The 21,243-nt window shown below is 40.6% G+C and carries 15 protein-coding genes and 1 pseudogene; 3 read left to right on the top strand and 13 right to left on the bottom strand.

The window, feature by feature from the left end; genetic code table 11:
• Positions 1–287: 287 nt before the first annotated feature.
• Genes WN50_RS14965 through WN50_RS14975 form a run of 3 tightly spaced genes read right to left on the bottom strand, consistent with a single transcriptional unit; the run spans position 288 to position 4,334 of the window.
• The gene (locus WN50_RS14965; RefSeq protein WP_046276782.1) at positions 288–1,712 is read right to left on the bottom strand and encodes a DUF1802 family protein; all 1,425 of its coding nucleotides are present in this window, start codon (positions 1,710–1,712) and stop codon (positions 288–290) included.
• A gap of 22 nt (positions 1,713–1,734) precedes the next feature.
• On the bottom strand, positions 1,735–3,621 hold the full coding sequence (locus tag WN50_RS14970; RefSeq protein WP_049559664.1) for a P-loop NTPase fold protein: 1,887 nt from the start codon (positions 3,619–3,621) through the stop codon (positions 1,735–1,737).
• Between the two features lie 41 nt (positions 3,622–3,662).
• Positions 3,663–4,334: a hypothetical protein gene (locus WN50_RS14975; protein ID WP_046276783.1), complete on the bottom strand. Its 672-nt coding sequence runs from the start codon at positions 4,332–4,334 to the stop codon at positions 3,663–3,665.
• A gap of 161 nt (positions 4,335–4,495) precedes the next feature.
• Between WN50_RS14975 and WN50_RS14980 the strand changes: the two genes are divergently transcribed.
• Both WN50_RS14980 and WN50_RS14985 read left to right on the top strand, forming a co-directional pair.
• A complete protein-coding gene (locus WN50_RS14980) occupies positions 4,496–4,858 on the top strand; it encodes a VOC family protein (RefSeq protein WP_046276784.1) in 363 nt (120 codons plus the stop codon).
• Positions 4,859–4,866: 8 nt separating this feature from the next.
• A complete protein-coding gene (locus WN50_RS14985; protein WP_046276785.1) occupies positions 4,867–6,162 on the top strand; it encodes a recombinase family protein in 1,296 nt (431 codons plus the stop codon).
• Between the two features lie 163 nt (positions 6,163–6,325).
• On the opposite strand, the gene WN50_RS14990 is transcribed toward WN50_RS14985, so the two are convergent.
• Both WN50_RS14990 and WN50_RS35355 read right to left on the bottom strand, forming a co-directional pair.
• Positions 6,326–6,667 (bottom strand): hypothetical protein, encoded by a 342-nt coding sequence (locus tag WN50_RS14990; protein WP_046276786.1) that lies wholly within the window; start codon positions 6,665–6,667, stop codon positions 6,326–6,328.
• Between the two features lie 131 nt (positions 6,668–6,798).
• Positions 6,799–6,957 carry a hypothetical protein gene (locus WN50_RS35355; RefSeq protein ID WP_200906290.1) on the bottom strand — a complete coding sequence of 53 codons (159 nt, stop codon included), beginning with the start codon at positions 6,955–6,957 and terminating at the stop codon, positions 6,799–6,801.
• 609 nt (positions 6,958–7,566) lie between these two features.
• On the opposite strand from WN50_RS35355, the gene WN50_RS14995 reads away from it, so the two are divergent.
• Positions 7,567–9,363: a purple acid phosphatase family protein gene (locus WN50_RS14995; protein WP_082172449.1), complete on the top strand. Its 1,797-nt coding sequence runs from the start codon at positions 7,567–7,569 to the stop codon at positions 9,361–9,363.
• Here the strand turns inward: WN50_RS14995 and WN50_RS15000 are convergent.
• The 8 genes and pseudogenes from WN50_RS15000 to WN50_RS15035 all read right to left on the bottom strand — a co-directional run bounded on the left by WN50_RS15000 (position 9,360) and on the right by WN50_RS15035 (position 21,224).
• A complete protein-coding gene (locus WN50_RS15000) occupies positions 9,360–9,917 on the bottom strand; it encodes a gamma-glutamylcyclotransferase (protein ID WP_152964825.1) in 558 nt (185 codons plus the stop codon). The two genes, WN50_RS14995 and WN50_RS15000, sit on opposite strands and share 4 nt — an antisense overlap.
• A 155-nt stretch (positions 9,918–10,072) precedes the next feature.
• Positions 10,073–10,576, bottom strand: a pseudogene (gene cysE, locus WN50_RS15005) (serine O-acetyltransferase); the annotation flags it as partial.
• 290 nt (positions 10,577–10,866) lie between these two features.
• The gene (locus tag WN50_RS15010) at positions 10,867–12,942 is read right to left on the bottom strand and encodes a calcium-binding protein (RefSeq protein WP_049559667.1); all 2,076 of its coding nucleotides are present in this window, start codon (positions 12,940–12,942) and stop codon (positions 10,867–10,869) included.
• A 212-nt stretch (positions 12,943–13,154) separates the two neighbouring features.
• Positions 13,155–17,225, bottom strand: coding sequence for a non-ribosomal peptide synthetase (locus tag WN50_RS15015; protein ID WP_046276788.1), 4,071 nt, complete (start codon positions 17,223–17,225; stop codon positions 13,155–13,157).
• Between the two features lie 6 nt (positions 17,226–17,231).
• Positions 17,232–17,528 (bottom strand): phosphopantetheine-binding protein, encoded by a 297-nt coding sequence (locus tag WN50_RS15020; protein WP_082172450.1) that lies wholly within the window; start codon positions 17,526–17,528, stop codon positions 17,232–17,234.
• A 48-nt stretch (positions 17,529–17,576) separates the two neighbouring features.
• Positions 17,577–18,890: a type III PLP-dependent enzyme domain-containing protein gene (locus tag WN50_RS15025; protein WP_049559670.1), complete on the bottom strand. Its 1,314-nt coding sequence runs from the start codon at positions 18,888–18,890 to the stop codon at positions 17,577–17,579.
• 52 nt (positions 18,891–18,942) lie between these two features.
• Entirely contained in the window at positions 18,943–20,466 is a 1,524-nt protein-coding gene (locus tag WN50_RS15030) for a class I adenylate-forming enzyme family protein (protein WP_049559672.1), read from the bottom strand.
• A gap of 92 nt (positions 20,467–20,558) precedes the next feature.
• The gene (locus WN50_RS15035) at positions 20,559–21,224 is read right to left on the bottom strand and encodes a PEP-CTERM sorting domain-containing protein (protein ID WP_046276790.1); all 666 of its coding nucleotides are present in this window, start codon (positions 21,222–21,224) and stop codon (positions 20,559–20,561) included.
• Positions 21,225–21,243: the final 19 nt, after the last annotated feature.

Below are 21,243 nucleotides of genomic sequence, written 5' to 3' on the forward strand. Positions count from 1 at the left end.
TGAATTTTGTCACCTAGAATTAATCTAAATAAACCCGCCCCGTCAGGTTGAAATAATGTCATTAAATGTAGGGGCGGGTTCGTCGGGATTTTGGTGTCTATTATTAATATTAATAAATCCGCCCCTTCCCCGGTATGAATTGAATGAGGCGTGAATTTTGTCAATTGAAATTAACGTTAATAAATCCGCCCCGTAATCAGTTTATAAATAATTGTTGGGGTGGGGCGGGTTTATAACCATTATTTCTGAGTACGATAAGTTATTGCGTAACCCGCCCCTACAGGTCTTTAATTAATTTCGAGTTCCCGCAGAAAGTAAAATTGCTCAGTTCCGTCAACACGACCTAAATAACCCGTTAAGGGAGAAGATAACTCTATCAGCAAGTCTCGAACTTTTTCTTGAGAAAGTGTCGAGTTGATGTCGGTTGCAAACATCGAATTATATTGAATTCTGATTTCTGTAACTGTGGGTTGAGCGGTTCCGAATTCTCCCTGTTTTTTAACGGCTTCAATAATTTTGCTTCGCCGTTGAATGTCTTGTTTAACTTTCTCAATATATTCATCAATTTTATCATCAATTTGTCCGGCTGTAAAATATTCTTTCAGTTCAATTAGATTAACTGAACCGGGATATTTTGCTTGAAGTTCAACCAAGTTTTGTAAAGTCATGGGATTAATAATACTGATAATAGATTGTTGTGCAGATTTCTCAAGATAACTTGTAGGTTTACCTGGGCCAATAATTAATTTGACAGCAGTTTCATAGCTTTCTCTACCTAAATGTCTCGTACCAATTCGATAGAGTTGTTCTGCTGTAGAATCAGGAAGACTCTTTCCGGCTTTGCATTCCCCCACCATTGGATAGGGTTTATGACAATACAAATCCATCCCACCTGCACCGCCTTTTGCATCACTATGAACCTCAAAACCCAAATACGCTAAACTTTTACGAACGATATTTTCAAAGGCGGTTCCTTTTTCATATTTTCCGCCTGTTTCTGCTGTTCCCAACTCGTTAATTGTAGAAATCCAATCGGGTAAAGGTTTAGTTTTTTTTGCCATTTTCCAACCTATAAATTGTTGAATTTGCTCATCGAATTGTTTCGCCGCAGAATGAGTTACTGCTAACTGAGAAATTGCGGTTTGTAATTCTTCTAATTCGGGATGTAATGGAGGCTGACGGTTGAGAATTTGACGATATCGTTGATCGAAGGCGTCGTTACTTAAAATCGGGTTATCTTCACTAACCGTTAAAGCGGGGGAAATAGGAAGAAAACGGGGACTAGAATTAACCGCAATTTCTGACGGTTCACTCAGTTGATAAACCCGCAAATAGGTTAGAAAAAAATGTCCTCGCTTGGCTAAAGTTTGATGCAAAGCTTCCTCAGTCCAAACCGTTAACTGAGATAACAAATCCAACCGTTCTGCTTCGTTAACGATTTGACAAAGTTCACATTTTGCCCAACTTTTTATCGTTACCGTTTCCGAACCCAATTCAGCTAAACTCTGATGAACTGTTGGTAAAAAATTCGGACGATAATATTGTTCGTTTGGGAGGGTATTGGATGATGTATCTGCGGGATAAAGAGCGAACTGTCTACCGGGATTAATAAAAATTCCAGCAATAATTAAGATAGTTCGCCCTTGGTTTAACGCTTCCAATTCGGGAGCAGGTAGACGCAAAGCAACGTCAATAGAAATAGATTGACTCACGTTTATTTCCTTTTAAACTCAACTAAAAATTAGCTAAATCTTGTTCATCGCTAGCATCTTCTTCTTCAAAAGATAATACACCCAAGTCAAACAGTTCTTCTTCGATCATGTCATCAGGGACAATATAGGAAGGATCGCTGAGAATTTCTTGAAGTAAAGGATTACTCGCGCCTAATAAATTTTCAGCACCTTTTTCAGCAATAAATTGTTCAATTTCTTCTTTTGTGAGTTGATATTCAACTTCCCGTTTATTGTAAACCGAACGAATCGCAATCAGGGGTTTAAGCTCATCTTCTTTCAGTTCAACATATTCTCCGCCTTTCTCGATCAAAGGTGTAATATATGTATTCTGAATATAAGGAGTCATTTTTCGGTCTTTGGAACGAACTAAACAACTGCGGGTTAACTCAATCCCAAAGTTTTCGGGTTGGGTTAATCTTCGGAGTCCAGCGCCTAATGAATTTCCTCCCGTGTATTGTAACACTGCTACCCCGATTTTAACTTTTTTTCCGTCTTCGGTTCCAATGATTTTAAAGTTGATATAGTTGTCTTTTCCAGATTTATTGTTGACGCTTTCAGTGACATCTTTAATCAAAACTCGCTCAATGGTTTGACCAATTAACCCTCGAAATCCAAATAACAAAGCATCTGCTATTGAGTAGTTATCGTCAATATAGTTGTCAATTTCTAATTGCATTTCTATATTGAAAGCAGATTGAACTTTATTTTCAACTTCGGGAGAACTTACTTGGGGATCTAAAAGCTGAGGCAGTTTTTCTTTGCACCAAGTTAAAACCCTTCGGACAGTTTCAGATTTAGTTTTTCCAAGTTTACGCAATTCTGTTTCATCAAATGGATAAAGCGGATAAGGAGGTGTGAGATTTGTTTCTTTGTACAACTGGTTTAGTCGTAATTTCACCAACTCAACAACCGATTCTTCATCCATAAATTTCAAGTTGAGTGCTTCTCCATAAGCGGAAACTTTCTGCCAAGATAGATCAGCTTTTTTTATTTTATCTTGCCAAACCGCAGGTAACATTACGCTGAGAATAACGCCATTGCTTAAGTTCTCAAACAGTTCTTTAATCAATCCAGCAACAATTTGTGCTTTGGTGAACCCCTGTTCATTAAATTCTTTACTATCTAGCTCATCAAAGCAAATCAAGATTTTATTGTACTGGCTAATAATTGCCAAAGTTTCAACTACAGTTTCAAACGATTGGGATTGAGTGGGTAGTCTCAACTCATTTGCGTTACATTGAGCAATTTCTTCACCCGCTAACCACTTGACTGCGTATGGAAACTGATCGGGTGAAAGTGTCCAGAAGATCGCTTTGATAATATCAGGATTTTTGTCAGCTATTTTTTTGTGAAAAGCTCTGGTAAACTGCTCAACTTTTTTTGAGATAGATTCCAACGAAGCCTTTTGAAACTTTTCAACCAAATTTGGAGGATCATACTGATTGGGTTGGGGTTTAACAACTTTAAGAACGTGGTTAATCATTGCAGTTGCTAACTCTTGCCATTGTTTGACTTCTTGATGACCCACTTTTTTAAGACTATTAGCCAAGATTTTTTGAAAGGTGTTTTTGAGATCTTGATTGAGATTTCCGTATTGATTGGCATAGACAAATAACGTATTACCCTGAGTTTGCAATTGATGACGAAGGCGACTAATGATATGACTTTTTCCGGTTCCATATTCCGCAGTCACTACAATTGAGGTTGTTTGATTTTGTTTGAGGGCTTGCAGAACTGCATTTGAGGCGTGAGCATTGAGAGATTTGACATCAGTAATAGCGTAATTCCAGATGTGGTTGTGGCACACACTATACTCGCTAAAAGGATTTTTTTCCAGAAGGGCTGATTTGATGTCTTCCAGGGGAGAATGAACGTTTGAATGTGTCATGGTACTGTCCTAAAAATTTAAGGTTTACAAACAATTTACAATTAGAAACTGAGCCGTCTGACGTAATAGCGCATTCCTCCAAGTTCAGTTTTGATCGAGTCTTCAGCTTTATCGGGGGTAATATCTGTCATTTCACCGCCTATCAGTTGGATCAAGTCATTGGCTTGCATTTCTAACATCCAATCACTAAATTGCGATCGCGTGACTTTTTCCCCAATTTCCCGGCGAATGCGATAAATTGGCACAAGATTGTCATAATTAAAGTCACGGTTGAGGCACTCATAAACCTCCAAGGCGACGGACTTAAACTCATCATAAGATGTAATCTTATTTTCTGAAATAGAGGGTTGAGAATTGACCTGTTTTGTGTTATAATTGCTCTGTCGCAGCCACCGCAAAACGGCGTTAAAATCCTTCGTTCTCACCCGTTGTCTGGCGTTATATTCAAAGTCAGGACTTTTCAGACAGTCCTCTAAAATCTGCAAACCGATATCGGTTAAAGAAACTTTAACAGATCGGTTTTTCGTTGTGATCGCGATCGCACCTTTTTCGTTTAATTCGTCTAGTACGGGTTGATAGGTGGCGACTTTCTCTTTACCTTGTTTAACCGAATTAATCAAATCACTTTTTTTGATTTGATCAGTTGCGCCGCCTAAGTCCCACAGTGCAAGCAACAGACGAGTTTTGATTTTTAAATCTACAGAATTGGGCATGATTTTCACGGTACTAACTGAGGCTGTTCAAACTTGCATCAGCTTAGATTCTCCTTCTATCTAATATTGTATAAGAGGTCAGTTTAGATTAAAATCCGTAATATCACGGAAATTAAGTGATTGTTTGTTACTGCTGTGTTGAAAATACTTAGGTGTAGATGATGAAAATTATTCAATCTCTCCATGCGGCGATTTTAGTGGCTGATTTAGAAAAAGCAAATAATTTCTATGGAAATATTCTCGAACTTCCTCAAGTTGAACGTTCTCTCAATTTTCCTGGAACTTGGTATCAAGTCGGAGACTTTCAAATTCATTTAATTCAAGCCCCTGCGGTAGTTCCTGATGTGGTTAATAACGAAAAATGGGGACGAAACAGACATCTCGCCTTTTCTGTAGATAACTTAGAAGAATTCCAACAAAAACTCACCGAAAATAACTGCACGTTTCAAATGAGTTCATCGGGTAGGGCGGCGTTATTTGTGCAAGATCCTGATGGTAATATTATCGAACTCAGTCAAGCTTAAATCATTCCATGAAAATTATTGCTTATTCCTACAGCGATCCGTTGCTAGAAACACCTCCGAACCGGATGATTTGGGGTTGGGAAATCGATCAGGTTTATCAAGATTTGGGAGAACGTCAACAACTGGATAAACTATTAGCAGACTGTGAAGCTGAACCGACAGAATATCTGTTAATTCGACGGTTTGAAGAACTCGGAGACTCTCTACAACAAGTTAGCGATCGCCTCTTGCAATTAGAAAGATTAAATGTTAAAATTATTGCTATAGAATCTAATCTGAATCGTGCGATTTCTGATGCGACTCAAGTTGATTTAATTAAACTGATTGCCGAAATTCAAACCAGTCAACGCAGTCGCCGCATCCGTCAGGGACACGCCCGCAACCGCATCAATGCCACACCACCCCCCGGAAAAGCCCCCTACGGTTATCGTCGGGGAAAAGAGCGCTATACTTTAGATCGAACCACCGCCCCAGTCGTTAAAGAATTTTTTGAACGGTTTTTAATTTACGGTTCGTTGCGGGGGGCGGTGCGATATTTAGAAAAGCGATATAGCAAGAAAATCTCAGTCACAACGGGGAGAAGATGGTTAACAAATCCCGTTTATCGAGGAGATTTAGAATATAAAAATGGGGAAGTTCTTCTCAATACTCATGTTGCAATTTTATCTCGGGAAGAAGCCGCCCAAATTGATAGATTATTGCGCCGCAACCAACAAATGTCTCCGAAAACTGCAAGTGCGCCTCGTTCCTTAGCGGGTTTAGTGTTTTGTGGGGAATGTGGCTGTTTGATGACGGTTAGCCGAGTCACAACCTATCGGAAAAGCCGCGAATATTTGTATTTGCGCCCCACCGCTTGCCCGCTTCAACCCAAGTGTAAAGCCTTATCCTATAATAACATTTTAGAGGCAACAATTCAACAAATTTGTGAGGATTTACCCCGAGCGGTTTCAGAGTTAGAACTACCCAATTTAGATAGAATTAAAATAGAACTTCAACAAGCCCTAACAATAAAACAAGAAATTCTCTCTCAATTACCCCAGTTAACCGCAACGGGAATATTAGATGAAGAAACCGCCCAACTGCGAACCTACAAAGTGAAAACAGAAATCGCCCAACTCCAAGGAAAACTCGCTCAATTTCCCCCAGTGAGTTTAAAAGAAACCGCCCAAGCCGTTTCTATACAGCAGTTTTGGCTAGATTTATCGGAAACTGAACGGCGCTTTTATTTTCGAGAATTTATCCGTAAAATTGAGATTATTCGACAAGACAAAAACTGGAAACTCAATGTTGAGTTTATTTTTTAACTAACCCCCCAACGACCTCTCCCTAACCCTCTCCTACGAGGAGTTTGAAAGCTTAAAAGCGGGGAATAAATTCCCCGTCTAAAAACCCACCTAAGTCCTATACGCGAGGACTTTATGTATTAGACAGAGATTTTAATCTCTGGATCTCTGGATCTCTGACTGGTTATAAATATAATAATAAAGTCTCTTTATTTAACTGGGGTTTTGCTTGAGAAGCAGAAGCTGCTTTAGTTCCCGGAAAACGAGCAATTGCGGCGGCTGAGGTTGATGTTTGTTCCGAATTTGGATTGAGTAAAATAAAATTATTCAGAATTTCTAACTGAGCATCAACAATTTCATCATAATTTTCATACCACTTGGCGATCTCAACTGATAAGGTTTCGATATCATCTTCTAACGGTTCTATTAACTCAAGTAGTTCTTGACGTTTTGACTCGGGGAAGAGTTGAGGTTTTTCTTTCAAAAGTTGCAGAAAGGCTTTTAGGTTTTGACTGTGAAAAGACATAGACTAATATCTGTTAATTGTAACATACAATCAATTGGGTACAGTCCTGATTAACGCTAATGTTGAATCGGGATATTTTCTCACCTCACCACTCAACACCAGGGATCAGAAAACTGCACCCAGTTTAGAGTTTAGCCTTTAGTGAGGCGAAGATGCTCCATCACCCGACGCTTGCGTTCATCCGATGAACTCAAGGGGTTGTACGAGGTGGATGAAGCTTGGGTGAACTGTCCTAGACTACGGGCTAGGTGTTCTTGAATTTTCTGCTTCTGCTCGTCTGAACTGGCCATAATTATTTAGCGGGAACTCGCATCAGGTGTTTTACCTCTCTATTCTTATACGAATTGAGAACTTTTTGACGAAGAAAAATAGATAACTTGAGAAGATAGCGTGATCCTGTCACTTCAACCCCTTTTCGGAAGTTTGGGTACTCGGGTTAGATGTCCAACTCGAGAGGTTTTCCCCCAGAAAAATTACGGTCTTTCCACCTTGACGAAAATCCCAGTTTAGGTAATATTTATAATTAGAAGAATAAATTCTAATCATAACCCTATAACTTCAGGAGGTATTGTCATGTTCTTTCCTTTATGCCTGTTTTCATTTTTCGTTCTCGCCGCTTACTTGACAGTTCCTCTCGTCTAACCGATTAGTAATCATTAACTTCCCTTAACCTATCAAAAACAGGTGAGGGAAGTTTTTTATGTCTTGTTGTCTTGATTTTATCATAAAACATTCAACTAAAATTCAAAGCAAGTTGAAAATTATTTAATTTTTTAGAGCTATTTTTAAAACCAGAAAAACCACCAATGTACAGAGAAAACTTAACAGCAAATCTTTGTGTCTTTGTGTTGAATCACCGTACTACTCTATAATTAAAAAGTGACAAGCAGAGTTACACCATGTCATCATCCTCAAATCCAACTCCCATCACTCCCGACTCACCGCGTAATCTTTGGATTATAGCTGTTCTAATTATTACACTATTTCTACTCATTTTAGCAATGATTTTACAATTTCCTCAACCCAAACTTTTAACCGATCCATTTTTACAGCTTCCCACAGAAAACTCAGTTAGAGTTGTGTGGTTTACTGAGTTTTCCGGTTCTCGTCACTTCGTTAGTTACGGTGAAAATTTAGAACAAAACGTAGCGGCTAAAACCACTAAACTGAGTCGCACTCAAGAAGATCAAAAGTCCCGAGTCGGAGAACAAACCGCAGACGGAACCGTTTATCAAAAACCAACAATGCGCCACATTTGGCGACACGAAGCAGAAGTTCCCAATTTAACGCCAGGAGTGCGAGTTCCCTATCAAGTTACGAGTCTAACGAATCAAGGCGGAACAGTCAAGAGTGAGGTGTTTTCTTTGGCGGCTAAACCCCTACCTGGAACCCCTTTAAAAATCTTATTAACTTCCGATCATCAGTTAAAACCGATGACGGCTGCAAACTTACAAAAAGTGGTTGAAACAATAGATAATATTGATGGAATTTTCTTAGCCGGAGATTTAATCAATATTCCTGATCGCGCTTCGGAATGGTTTGATGATAACCGAGGCGGTGCATTTTTTCCACTGTTACAAGGTCGAGGAAATTATCAACTCGAAAAAAATGGCGTAAACACAACCTATAAGGGCGGTAAACTTATTCAAAATATGCCTTTATTTCCCGCTATTGGCAACCATGAAATTATGGGTAAATTCTCAACAGAGATTGATTTGAATGAACAGTTTAATAATCCCTATCCTCGCCAAGCGGCTGAAACAGTTTATCAGAAAAACATCCAAACTATTAATACCAATAATAATCCAGAAGTCAAAACAGAATGGTTAAAAAATAATAGCTTTAACAGCGATACCTATAATGAAATTTTCACTTTACCCAATGGAGATAAAAACTATTATGCTGTTACTTTTGGAGATATTCGTTTAGTTGTTTTGTATGTGACCAATATTTGGCGAAATCCCGGTTTAAGTCAAAATATTCGGGGTAAATATCGAGAACGAGATCGTGATTTTAACCAACCGGAAAATTGGGGCTACGGACAACATATTTTTGAACCGAGCAAAAAAGGAAGTGAACAATATAATTGGTTACAGCAAGAATTAAACAGTCCTGAATTTAAACAAGCCAAATATAAAGTGGTTATGTTTCATCATCCGCCTCATTCTTTAGGAGATAATATTGTTCCTCCCTACACTGATCCCGTACAAATTATTGACCGAGATGAACAAGGAAATATTCAAATGATTCGTTATGAATATCCCAAGTCTGAAGATTATATTATTCGAGATGTTATCCCTTTATTAGAACAAGCGGGAGTACAATTAGTGTATTACGGACATTCCCATCTGTGGAACCGTTTTGTCAGTAAAAGCGGGATACATTTTTTAGAATCATCCAATGTCGGAAATACTTATGGGGCTTATTTAGGAGACAAACGACGGTTTATTCCTCCCGGTTTTCAAACTCAAAATTATAGTGCAGTGGGCGATCCGAATAACTTAGAAGCTGTAATGCCAACTCTACAACCTATTTTATCAGAAAAAGGTGAACCTTTACCCTATATTGCCAGTGATGACATCACCGCTTTTAGTATTTTTGACACCGCCACCGGAACCGTCAGTAGTTACTATTTTGATACACGACAACCCAATTCAGATGTGATAAAATTTGATGAGTTTGTCTTAAATCCCTAATCACTGGATAGTGATTTGAGCGAGATTGAAGCTTGGATTGAACTGAGATGATATTGAAGTTGTTCTTTCTGCAAACTGTACATATGTTGAAATAATTTCCAGCAATATTCTTCAGTCAGACCACAGGTGATAGCACCTCGCATCACAACGTTAAAATACCAGTCATTGGGTGCAAGTTCTTCGGGTAATTTATTGACGACCGTATACGTTCTAACATCAGAATAACGTTGACCTTTGCAAAAAACCTCAACTCTTTCTGGTCGATAACTCCCCACATGAATAGCTTGATGATGATTGAAACACACTTCTTCTCGCTGATCTAAAAGATTGATCATTCGTCGAGGAAGGTGATACAAAACTCCTTCAACGTGACTCTTGGGATCTTGGACAATATCTAATGCGCCACAATTTCGGCGACGATATTGTAAATAAAATCCTAATCGATATCCTTTGATTAGAGCAGGCCCAACTACATAATGATGAGTGGGTTCTTTCATTGTTCGCTGCAAATCAACCGGACACATACATGATCCATAAGCAAAATAATAGAACATTTCTTCTACAATTGGCTTTTGCTTGTTTTGAAGTGATCCTGAATTGGAAATATTCGTAGACTGAAGCATTGTATCCATTTTGATTTCAACTTTAATTTCAACTTTTTTTGATCCGATTAAACAAGATTGACGACTTTAGCTGTTAAGGAAGAAACGGAATGAGAAATAATGCGACCAGGTACACCCACAACCGTAGAATGAGGGGGAACATCTTTTAAAACAACGGCACCTGCACCGACACGAACTTGATCGCCGATGGTGATATTACCGAGTATTTTACTTCCAGCACCTGCAATCACACCGCAGCCTAAAGTGGGATGACGTTTACCCGTTTCTTTTCCCGTTCCTCCCAGTGTTACCCCTTGATAAATTAAACAATAATCGCCAATAATTGCGGTTTCTCCAATCACAACTCCCATACCATGATCGATAAAAACATGATGACCAATTGTTGCACCCGGATGAATCTCTATTCCGGTTAAAAATCGAGCAAAATGAGACAGAAGTCGAGGAATAACGGGGAGGTTTAATTGATATAAAAAGTGGGCAATGCGATAAAATAATAAGGCTTGGGGGCCAGGATAACAGAGTAGGACTTCTAACCAATTGCGAGCTGCCGGATCACGTTGAAAAGCGATCGCATAGTCAGAAATTACTATTTTAAAAGGATTCCAAAACCGAGTTAAATGGTTAGAATGAGATTGAATGTTATTAGAAGAAGTGGCAATCATCATTATAAATCCTGAGCGTTTTATTGAACTGTTGTAGTAAGCACTGAAAAACTAAGCCGTTAAAGAGTTGTTGCGATGCCCGCGCACCAAGCCTGAAGCTAAAGTTCAACGACAAACAATCAGCTTGAAATGATTAAGATAGGAAAAGCTTACAGCACTTACTACAAACTCGATGGTGGTTTGAAGCTGAGGCGCGAGAATCTACAAGTTAAGCAAATTTAAGCAAAAACGAAATGATTTTCTGATGCGATCGCCAAGTCACTAACTTCGATATTTTGCAGAGTTGCCAAATCAAAACCCGCGAAAGAAATTTGCGTATTTGCTCCCTCTTGAGTCAGAACCAAATCATCAATAGAAGTTGCATCTGTACCACTCAGATCGAGGCGATCAATTCCCACTTCAAAATCAACAATCGTATCAATTCCCTCGGCAATATTCAAAACAAAAGTATCCGCACCTTCACCGCCTGAAAAATCATCGCCAGTTAGGGTGTCGTTACCCGAACCCCCATTAATAATATCATCGCCATCATCACCCCAGATGCGATCGTCGCCTTCACCTCCCAATAGGAGGTCATTTCCGGCTTTACCTCCGATGCGATCATCGCCGTTACCGCCCTCAATGGTGTCATCGCCGCCCACCGTACCGCCAGGTAAACGACTGTTACCGTCTCCGCGCAACACATCATCACCGTCATCGCCAAAAATCCGATCTTTTTGGAAGCCACCCGCTATCGTATCATTGCCTTCTCCTCCGTAAAGGCTATTATTACCCGCTAGACTGGGGAATCCGGGGATCACAGCTTGAGTTGCATCAATCAAATCATCCCCCGGACCTGCAAAAACACTATCGTGATTTCCGTCAAATTCACCATTGATATCACCGGCATTAAATACATCATCATTTGCAGTCCCGAAAATTTCTTCTGTTTCAGCTTCAAGTGCGGCGAGTCTTGCGGGTGAGGGTTCATTAACATGAGTCAGCAAATCATCGGGTTCTACAAATCGATGTGAACCTCGGTTCGGTTCAAAGATAACACCATCTGGAATAAGATTAGGATAAAAATTGGTAAACCCAATCATTAAAGAAGAACGAGAAGCTAAATAATCGGGTTTAACTTCCGGTTCTAAACTATGACCAATACTAAACCCAAAAGGAGAACGCATCGTTTCTAAAGCATCATCCCAAGTTGGCGCTTCTGATACGGGTAAACCCCCGTCTGTTTGATAGAGTCCTAACTCATCCGGTCGATTAATATTGTAGGGAACTTGAGAAATATAGACACCTCCTTTCCCCTGTTCATCGAGCATTTGATCGTAGTCAAATTCAAAGGTTACGCTGGCGGTACCGTCTGGATTTCCTTCAAAAATGGGAGTGCTAACCGCTTGAGTAACAGGTATGGATACCGCCAGATCTTCTACTCCGTCATTATTAACATCCAGACCGGAATTATCTTCTGGAATACTCTCAAAGAGATCAAATTCGTTACCAATTAAATCCCCCGTTTGACCGTCATACCAAAAGTTACTTTCAACGCTGCCAATATTCGTTAGTATCCATAGTTGCCACCGTGCATCTAGGATTTCAACGGGAAACTGATTGTAGGGTGTAGAAACATCTTCGGGTCGGGTGAGATCAATGCGATAGGGAAGTCCGGTAAATTCAACATCCATTCTAACTGTATTCTCGGCTTTAGAATAAGTGATGGTTGTATCCATTCCCCCTTCTAACATTTCCGGTGTAACGATATCAACTTCATCAATAAACGAAGTTCGAGCCGCATGGGAGATATACCGAATTCGTCCTTCATCATCCGGTGCAAATTGAGTGGCTAAATTCACAAACGCATCGGACAGACTTTGAGTTGAAAGTTCGGAATTAAAGGAGCGATATTCTTCTAAATCAACAAAATCATAAAATTTCAGTCCGGCTTCTAAACCGATATCTTTAAGATGAATCAACGCTTCAGAATTACTCAGATCGGATAATTCTGGATTCGCTTCTTTGTAAAAGTTTAAGTCAACAAATGGAGAGAATAAACGACCGTCTTCAATTCCTTCATTCAGTAAATGTTCAAAGGCTTGACGAGGACTGAGATCGGATAAATCAGGATTGGAAACTCGCTGATAGTAATTAACATCAATGAAGGGAGAAAATTGTAATCCCCCATCGACTCCAACAGCTAAAAAATGATCGAGTCCTGTGAGAAATTCGCCTTGTTCAACGGCTTCTGCGGCTTCGGGATTAAATTCTAAATAGAATTCTTCATCGAAAACTTGATTGATTGAAAGCATGACATAAACTCCTGTTTGGGTAGATGAATAATTCGGGATTCCCACCCCTTTCCCGACTGTGGAAAGTGACAGTTATTTGCTTTGTGAATTACAATTTTTTGAGATTGTCAATCACTGATTAATGAACTGTTTCCTAAACTTTCCACCCCTTGTTAGTTCTCCCTAAACCTCTGCGTGGGGAGAAATAAAACGGCCCCGATTTTCAAGGATAATTATCTGTAGCTTTTTTTTCGGTATTTCATCTGAGAAAGAGGGGGAAGTGTTGAATAATTGAGAGAATTAGGGTTGGAACTGCTGTTTAAAATCAGTTTTGAGAGTTGACTGACAGCCGGAGATTTTAACAGCGAAAAATGGTTTCCTTCAACTTGAGAGAATGTAGTATGTTTCGGTAATAAAGAAGACCAAATTTCCTGAGATTCGTTAGCAACCCGCTCGTGAATGTTTTGCGTCGCCATCACCAATAAACAAGGAATATCTACGGTTAAAGGTAAGGCTTGATAGCGATGCAAGGCGTTAAGATTAGCGCAAAAAACATCAAACAGAGGACGCAAATTATCTAGATTTCCCGAGGGAATAAAACCCCGTTGTTGTGCTTCTTTGAGAGCGGCGAGTACGATATCTTCAGAATCATTATTTACCCGAAGACAATCGAGGTTGAAAAGTTCTCCCGCTTCGGCAACATCGGAAACAAACCATGAAACCAGCGTCTTGAATTCTGCCTGTTTTCGCGGACGAGGTGCGGGACTATCAATTAATACCAAATGTTCAACTTCAACCCCCTGTTTAATCAGTTGTTGAGCCGCTTCATAGGCAATAACGCCACCCATTGACCATCCGCCCAGACGGTAGGGAGCCGAGGGTTGTATCGCCCGAATTTCCTGTAAATAAACTTCTGCCATTTCAGGAATAGAATTCATCGGTTTGTATTGATGATCGCTTTGAGCCTGAACTCCGTAAAACTGGAACTGGGCTGACAACAATTTACCCAAATCCTGATAACACAAAATACCGCCACCGGAAGGGTGAAACCAAAAGACTTTAGGATGAGTTTCTTGACCCGCAATTGAAACTAAATGTGACCGAGATAGGGTAGAATTTTTGTTGTGTTTATCGATGAATTCAGCTAATTTTGCTAAAGTGGGATGTTGCAACAGCATCGTTACCGGAAGTTCAACCCCAAAGCGATCGCTAATGGCTGCGGTTAAACGAACTGCTGTAAACGAGTTTCCGCCCAACTCAAAGAAATGATCCTCACGATGAAGCTTGTCAATTTCGAGAACTTCTGACCATAAAATCGCCAATTTCTGTTCAGTTGGCGTGCGTGGAAGTTCGCTAGAATCGGCGTGTTGAACCTCTTGGGGAATAGGAAGTGCTTTGCGATCGACTTTTCCGGTTGCGCCTAAAGGGAGTTGATTCATAAACACAAATCGGGTCGGAATCATGTATTCTGGTAAAAATTCCGTTGCGTGTTTTTGCAGTTCTTCACTCAGTATTGTTTCCCCTTCTTTAGCGACGATATAAGCCGCGATATAGGCTTCTTGAGGGCGCTCGCCGATCACTTTAGCGACTGCATTTGCAACCCCATGATGACGCTGTAAAACGCTCTCGATTTCACCCAATTCTATTCGATGTCCCCGCACTTTCACTTGACCATCTTTTCGTCCGAGAAAATCAATATAACCCGGTGAACGTCTGACCCCCCAATCCCCCGTGCGGTAAATTCGTTCTTGAGAAATTGGATGAGTAATAAAAGAACGAGTTGTTTTTTCGGAATCTTGCCAATATCCCTCTGCAACACCCACCCCACCGATGTACAATTCACCGGGAATATTATCAGGACGAGGTTGCAATCTTTCATCTAAAACATAGAAGGATTGATTGCTGAGAGGATAGCCGTAAGGGATGCTTGTCCAGGTCGAATCTACCCCGTCAATCTCGTAGTAAATTGACCAAATAGAAGCCTCCGTCGCCCCACCTAAACTAACAACTTTTGCGGCTAATATTTGCTTGAGTTTATCCGGTAATTGTACGGGAATCCAATCGCCACTCATCATCACCAAACGAATCGAAAGGCTATTATAAACCCGATTTCGTTCGAGATATTCCACTAAAAGATGAGCCAAGGCGGGAACCGAATTCCAAACAGTTACCCCGTATTTTTCACAAAGTTGAGTACACAAAGCGGGTTCTCGATTCGCACCGACAGGAGGTAATACTAAAGTTGCACCTGCGGCGATGCTTCCAAAGATATCGTAAACTGATAAATCAAAACTCAGTTCAGAGATGCCAAAAATTACATCATCAGCGGTAATTTTAAATCGACGATTGATGTCTTCTATGGTGTTGACGGGGCCGAGATGATTCAACATGACGCCTTTGGGTTGACCTGTTGAACCCGACGTAAAAATTACATAGGCTAAATCATCGGAAGATTGAATTCGGGGTAAATTGCTAAATTCAGCAACTAAATTTTCTGAACAATCGACCGCAATTTTAGTTAGATTTCCCAGACAATCATCGTTTAAATGTGCTTGAGAAGTGAGAACAATTCGACATCCACACCGTTGTAATACATTGAGTTTTCGGTTCTCTGGAAAAGCCGGATCGATTGGTACATAAGCCGCCCCCGCAGCGAGAATTGCCTGAGCCGCAATAATTTGTTCCCAACCTTTAGCGGCGTAAATCGCAATTAATTCATTGGGTTGAACTTGATACTGTTGGCGTAAAGTCCAAGCAATTTGGTTAGAAAGAGCCAGCGCTTCTGCATAGGTTATCGTTCGACGGGAATCGATAATCAGGGGTTTATTTGGAAGTTTTTCGGCTTGCTCATAAAGGTATTCATGCAAACAATAATCGGATAATAACGGGGCTGAAACTTGATTGTATTCAGTATGGTTTTGTTGCTGTTCCTGTGAGCGGAAATCAAAATAAGATTGGTTCCAAACTTTGTCATTTTCTGCAAAACTAGACACTAGAGAAACATAGGCGTTGAACATATCATCCAACACACCGGTCTCAAAAGCGGAATCCATCGTATCCCAGATTAATGAAACCCCTCCATCGGGTCGGCTAATGGCTTGATGATCGACAAGAACTTGAGGTGTTTCTAGACCACAAAATGCAACTTTTTCCCCTTCTAATTGAAAGATTCCTGATGGAATGGGTTGGCCTGGTTCTGCTAACATACTGACAAAAGCAACGGGACTGGCGGCGTGAAATGCGGCTCCATCTTGACGATTTCGTTCTTGCAAAACATCCAATCCACAAATCATTGAACGAGCTAAATCTCGAAAAACTTGGCGATGAATTTCCTGGGAATGCTGTTGAAAAGATTTGGCTTCTCGAAAATCAACTTCAACCAAAATTGTACTCGCAAAATTCCCCAAAACTCTCGATAAATCTGCAAATTCCCGATCCCGATTCTGCACCATCATGGTCAAAGAATAGTGCTGAGTTTTTGACCAATAAGCAATGATTAAACTATAGGCGGTCAATAACAGGGTTGTTGGGCTGATTTCTTTAGTTTTAGCCCGTTGACAAATGATTTCCCATTGTTGGGCAGAAAGAACGTGTTTGCGGCGAATGAGTTGAGAACGACGTGCAGAATTGAGTTGAGAAACTAAGGGAAAAGTAGGGCCTTCTGGTAAGGTTTTTAAGCGTTCAAACCAATAGTTTTTAGCTCGTTGATAGCGCTCAGTGGCTCGTTTTTGTTGGATGTAAGCATCATAACCGCAGAGATCAAAGGAAATTTTGGGTAAACAACAATTGGGGTTTGTATAAATCTCTGAGAGTTCGTGCAGTACCATTCTTACACTTGTTCCATCCAAAAATAACAAGTCAATATTGATGTGAACTCGGGTAAAATTCGGTAAACGTGTGATCTGTACTTCTATGTTGGGTGGTGTATCGGACTGGAGATCAGCCCGATAAAATGTTTGGCGAATTTCTGCAAGTTTTTGAGTCGTTTCTTCGCCGTTTAGATGACACAAATTTTGTTCGGGAATCTGATAGTTAATGGTGTCTTCTACAACATAAATTTCACCGGTGGGTAATACCACTGCGCGTAATATTTCATGTCTGGCAATCAGAATGTTTAACGCTTGAGTGAGTGCTTGGCTGTCACATTCATCGAGATCAAATTCTAAGTAAAGATGGGGATGAACATGAAGGTCAAAACTTGGCTGTTGTCCAACAAAATAAGCACGTTGGAGGGGAGAAAGTTGGGCAGAAGCAGAGAGAGTATGATTGAAAGAAGCTGGCATTTTCTCAGTATTAATCATCATCGGTGTTTATTGAGTGATCAGGGTTTGGATAGCAGAATTTAAGGTTTGAACGGTGCGGAAGGTTTCAGGAGTTAATAAATCATCGGGAAAGGTAATGTTAAATTCATCTTCTAGGTCAATCATTAGATTGGTAGCCGACATAGAATCTAGCCCCAAACTATTGAGGTCTGCTTCGTCATCAATTTGGTCAATTGATTGAACGAATTTTAAATGTTCAACCATACATTCTTTGAGCTTGTTTAGGGTGTTGTTTAGGGTGTTGTTCATGGTGTTGTTCATGGTGTTGTTCATGGTGTTATTCATGGTAAATTCTCCGATTTGATAATAGGTAATGAGTCAGCAAGTTTGAGTTTAAACGGTTAATTCTAAGTTGCGAATTCGGGTAATTTTTACATCGCTTTCTAGAGAGATTAACCGTTCATGTCCAGTTCGCAGAGCGTAACATTCTACGGGGTTTCCATTGCGTAATGCGACTTCAACAGGAGCGGGACGAGTGAGGAAAGCAACCAGACTGGCTGTTAGTCCATAAGCGCCTACATTCGGAATGGCAACAATATCACCAATACGCAGGGATGAAGGTAAGTTAGAATTGCGAGCCAAACAATCTAAAGGACTACATAAAGGCCCTACAACAAAGGTTCTTTGTTCGGAAGAAACCTCAGTTGATGTTGTTTCGTTTTCTGCCGATAGATTGTGCATAAAAACATAACCTCTGGGAATTCTTCCGAGTCCAGACATTCCGCCTAAGTGGTTAATTCCCGCATCTAAAACCACAAATCGAGACTCATCTTTTCCGGGTTTAATGTCGAGAACCGTTGCAATCAACGTCCCACTAGAAGCCGCTAGATAACGCCCAGATTCAAACCAAACCTCAGCCGATAAACTGTGATGGCGCTTGGCTAATATTTCCTCTAATCGAGGTTTCAACGTGTCTAGGGAAACACTCGAATTGAGATTCGCAAACGGCCAGGGAAAACCACCCCCCAAGTCGATAACTTTGGGTGTAAATCCCAGTTCTACAGTCAATCTTTCTACACAGTCAATTGCTGCGGTAACAGCTTCTACGATGGTATCTTCATTGTCTAACTGAGTTCCATAATAGATGTGATACCCAACTAATTCAACGGATGAACTCAGATTTTTGAGTTGTTCTTTACCCTCGGTAAGCACTGTTTCTTCAAAGCCGAATTGTGTCGCCGTTCCGCTCATCGCCAGTCCACTTTTTAGAGGGGTAATGGGGTTAACTCTCAGCAATAAACGAACGGATTTTTGAGTCGAACGAGCGGCGTTATCAATCCGTAAAACATCAGTCCATGATTCGGCAGAAAAAGCCGTTACGCCTGTTTCCATTGCTCGGCGAATTTCTCCATCGGTTTTCCCCGGCCCACTATAGAGAATATGGTCTAAAGAAATCCCGGAATTTTGAGCGACTAACAGTTCATTTTCTGAACAAACTTCTAAACAACATCCAGCTTGACGAACTGCATTCACAATCGCCGGGAGTGGGTTGGCTTTGAGTGAATAAAAGATTTTAGCATCCGTTGGTAAGGCTTGCTGAAGGGTCTTTACTTGTCGATCAACGCTGTCGAGATCGTAGACATAAAGCGGTGAACCAAAGCGAGAAACTAATGTGTTCCAATTTTGAACAATTTGCTGTTTTTCCATCGAATTAACTCCTGTTTTCTGAAGGGATAAGGGATTAAATTATGAGCAAATGTCAACTTTTAGTTAACAGTTTTGACGTTTTCATTTCCACGAGCATTCGGCGATCAACTTTGCCGTTATAAGTGCTAGGAAGTCGATCTAATATCTCTACAGAATCAGGAATTTTGTAGGATTCTAACACCCGACTCAGTGTTGATAAGATCATTTTTTCGCTAACATCCGATTCGCCGACTACAAATAAAGCTAAATGATCGTCAATTTGCACCACTGAAGCATCTTTAACCCCCTCAATTTCTAAAGCTGCGGTTTCAATTTCTAAGGGATGTATCCGAAATCCTCGTCGCTTAATTTGGGCATCTCGTCGTCCAACAAAATAGAGATATCCGGCTTCATCCATTTGGAAATCATCGCCCGTATATAAAGCCCGCCCAATTCCTAACGGATGAGTGCGATATCGAACCTCTGTTTCCATCGGCGCTTTCCAATATCCCAAGGCAACATGACGCCCACAAATTACCAATTCCCCGACTTCTCCAGGAGGTAATAAATTCCCCGCTTCATCAACAATAAAAGCTTGGGTATTATCGAGGGGTCGTCCAACAGAACCGGGGTGTTTTTCTGCTTCTTCAGGCGTTAAAATTGAGACGCGCTTACATTCGGTTAATCCATACATCGGATAGATTAATCCGTTGGGTAAGATATTTTTTAATCGCTCAATATGTTGGGGACTGAGATGAGCGCCTGTGTTCGTAATTAAGCGAATTTCGGGGAGGGTTTGTTGACGTCGTTCTAGAATTCTGATCAGGGATTCAAACAGATTAGGAATTCCCGGAAGAATAGTAATCTTTTGTTGACGTAATGTACCCAATAAAGCGGGGCCGGCAAATTCAGAACGATTAACGACTAAACGAGCGCCAACTTGTGCGGCGAGAAAGGCTTGATACAGACCGTAATCGAAGGATAAAGGGAGAAATAAACCAATCGCATCCTCTGAAGAATAACGCAGTCGAGCTTGAATTTTTTCGACAACAAACAGCACGTTATCTTGAGTGAGAACAACCCCTCGCGGAGAACCTGTTGAACCGGAAGTGTAAATAATCAGGGCGGGGTCTGTATCAATTCCATTGACTCTAAAAGCCATTTCATCAAAGGCTTGGAGAGTTTCCGTTAAAGGTTGGGGTTCAAAGTTCTTAATCGCCGCGATATCGAGTTGTAAACACCCTGAAAAACATTCACCCTTTTCTCTTGTGGTTGGGTCTAAAAATATAACCTTGGGTTCAAGTTGACTGCTAATTTTTTGCAGTGAATTTGCTGCGGTGGCTTCGTGTAAAATGGTAGCCGTTGCGCCGAGTAAATTAGCGGCAAATAAAGCGAGTACAATTTCGGGTCTATTTTGAGTAAAAATCAGAACTCGATCCCAACGTTTCACCCCCGCAGATTCTAACTGTTTGGCAAGCTGATAAACTGTGCTGATGGCTTCTGTATAGCTATAAGACTTTTCTCCATCTAAATAGACTTGTTCTGGCCAACGTTCTGCCGCTTTTCGGAGCAGAGAAACCAGTATTCCTTGCTTCATAATTTTTGTTCCCGGTGATGATAAATATTGCTCGTTTGTTGGGAGGACTTACGCAGTTTAAAGTAAGTCCTGTACGTTAAAAACGATTACTCTTAGCCGAGGGTTTTTTTACGAAAAACGAGTCCGAAAATACCCAACCCCATGAATCCGAGAACAGAAGACGGTTCGGGAACTTTTACCCCTTCAAACTGGGTAATCTGACTATCAGAACAAGGGAATAAACCATCGCCTGCTGTGAGTGAACATTGACCGTTAAAAGTGGTGAGTTGCTGTTCTAATAAATCCGGCTCATCACTAGCAGGGCCGTGATAGCGAACAACCGATTGAATTTCTGCGGCAAAAGAATCAAGTAACCCATTTCCAAACAAGAGTTGTTGAGGATTATCGGGTAAATAATTTTCAGTTAAACTGGCGCTAAAATCACCGATTTCACTCGCATCAACAACATCTCCTGTTGCCCAGATTACGGAAGCTTGAACATCAGGATTAGCAAAGTCATCGACACCACAACCCTCTACACAAAATTCAGGATTGTTAAAGATTAACCACCAAACACTATAGGCACCTGGATCGAGATTTGAGGTGTTAATATTTAAGTCGAGACTATTTGAAGTTCTGTTCAGTGTGGCAACAGAATCAACAATCGGTGTCCGGGTGGGTAACTCAAAAAGGTTGCTCGTTTGTAAGGTGGCGGCTTGGGCGGGTGCAGCTAAAGAAACGCCTAAAACAACGAAAGCAGAGGTTAATTTGTTCAACATGATGTCCGTCCTTGTAATC

The organism is Limnoraphis robusta CS-951 (genome assembly GCF_000972705.2).

What these genes read in the sequence shown, in the direction of transcription:
- WN50_RS14970 (WP_049559664.1), bottom strand. Translation starts at nt 3,621, where the DNA reads ATGACACATTCAAACGTTCATTCTCCCCTGGAAGACATCAAATCAGCC.
- WN50_RS14975 (WP_046276783.1), bottom strand. Translation starts at nt 4,334, where the DNA reads ATGCCCAATTCTGTAGATTTAAAAATCAAAACTCGTCTGTTGCTTGCA.
- WN50_RS14980 (WP_046276784.1), top strand. Translation starts at nt 4,496, where the DNA reads ATGAAAATTATTCAATCTCTCCATGCGGCGATTTTAGTGGCTGATTTA.
- WN50_RS14985 (WP_046276785.1), top strand. Translation starts at nt 4,867, where the DNA reads ATGAAAATTATTGCTTATTCCTACAGCGATCCGTTGCTAGAAACACCT.
- WN50_RS14990 (WP_046276786.1), bottom strand. Translation starts at nt 6,667, where the DNA reads ATGTCTTTTCACAGTCAAAACCTAAAAGCCTTTCTGCAACTTTTGAAA.
- WN50_RS35355 (WP_200906290.1), bottom strand. Translation starts at nt 6,957, where the DNA reads ATGGCCAGTTCAGACGAGCAGAAGCAGAAAATTCAAGAACACCTAGCC.
- WN50_RS14995 (WP_082172449.1), top strand. Translation starts at nt 7,567, where the DNA reads ATGTCATCATCCTCAAATCCAACTCCCATCACTCCCGACTCACCGCGT.
- WN50_RS15000 (WP_152964825.1), bottom strand. Translation starts at nt 9,917, where the DNA reads ATGTTCTATTATTTTGCTTATGGATCATGTATGTGTCCGGTTGATTTG.
- WN50_RS15010 (WP_049559667.1), bottom strand. Translation starts at nt 12,942, where the DNA reads ATGCTTTCAATCAATCAAGTTTTCGATGAAGAATTCTATTTAGAATTT.
- WN50_RS15015 (WP_046276788.1), bottom strand. Translation starts at nt 17,225, where the DNA reads ATGATGATTAATACTGAGAAAATGCCAGCTTCTTTCAATCATACTCTC.
- WN50_RS15020 (WP_082172450.1), bottom strand. Translation starts at nt 17,528, where the DNA reads ATGAATAACACCATGAACAACACCATGAACAACACCATGAACAACACC.
- WN50_RS15025 (WP_049559670.1), bottom strand. Translation starts at nt 18,890, where the DNA reads ATGGAAAAACAGCAAATTGTTCAAAATTGGAACACATTAGTTTCTCGC.
- WN50_RS15030 (WP_049559672.1), bottom strand. Translation starts at nt 20,466, where the DNA reads ATGAAGCAAGGAATACTGGTTTCTCTGCTCCGAAAAGCGGCAGAACGT.
- WN50_RS15035 (WP_046276790.1), bottom strand. Translation starts at nt 21,224, where the DNA reads ATGTTGAACAAATTAACCTCTGCTTTCGTTGTTTTAGGCGTTTCTTTA.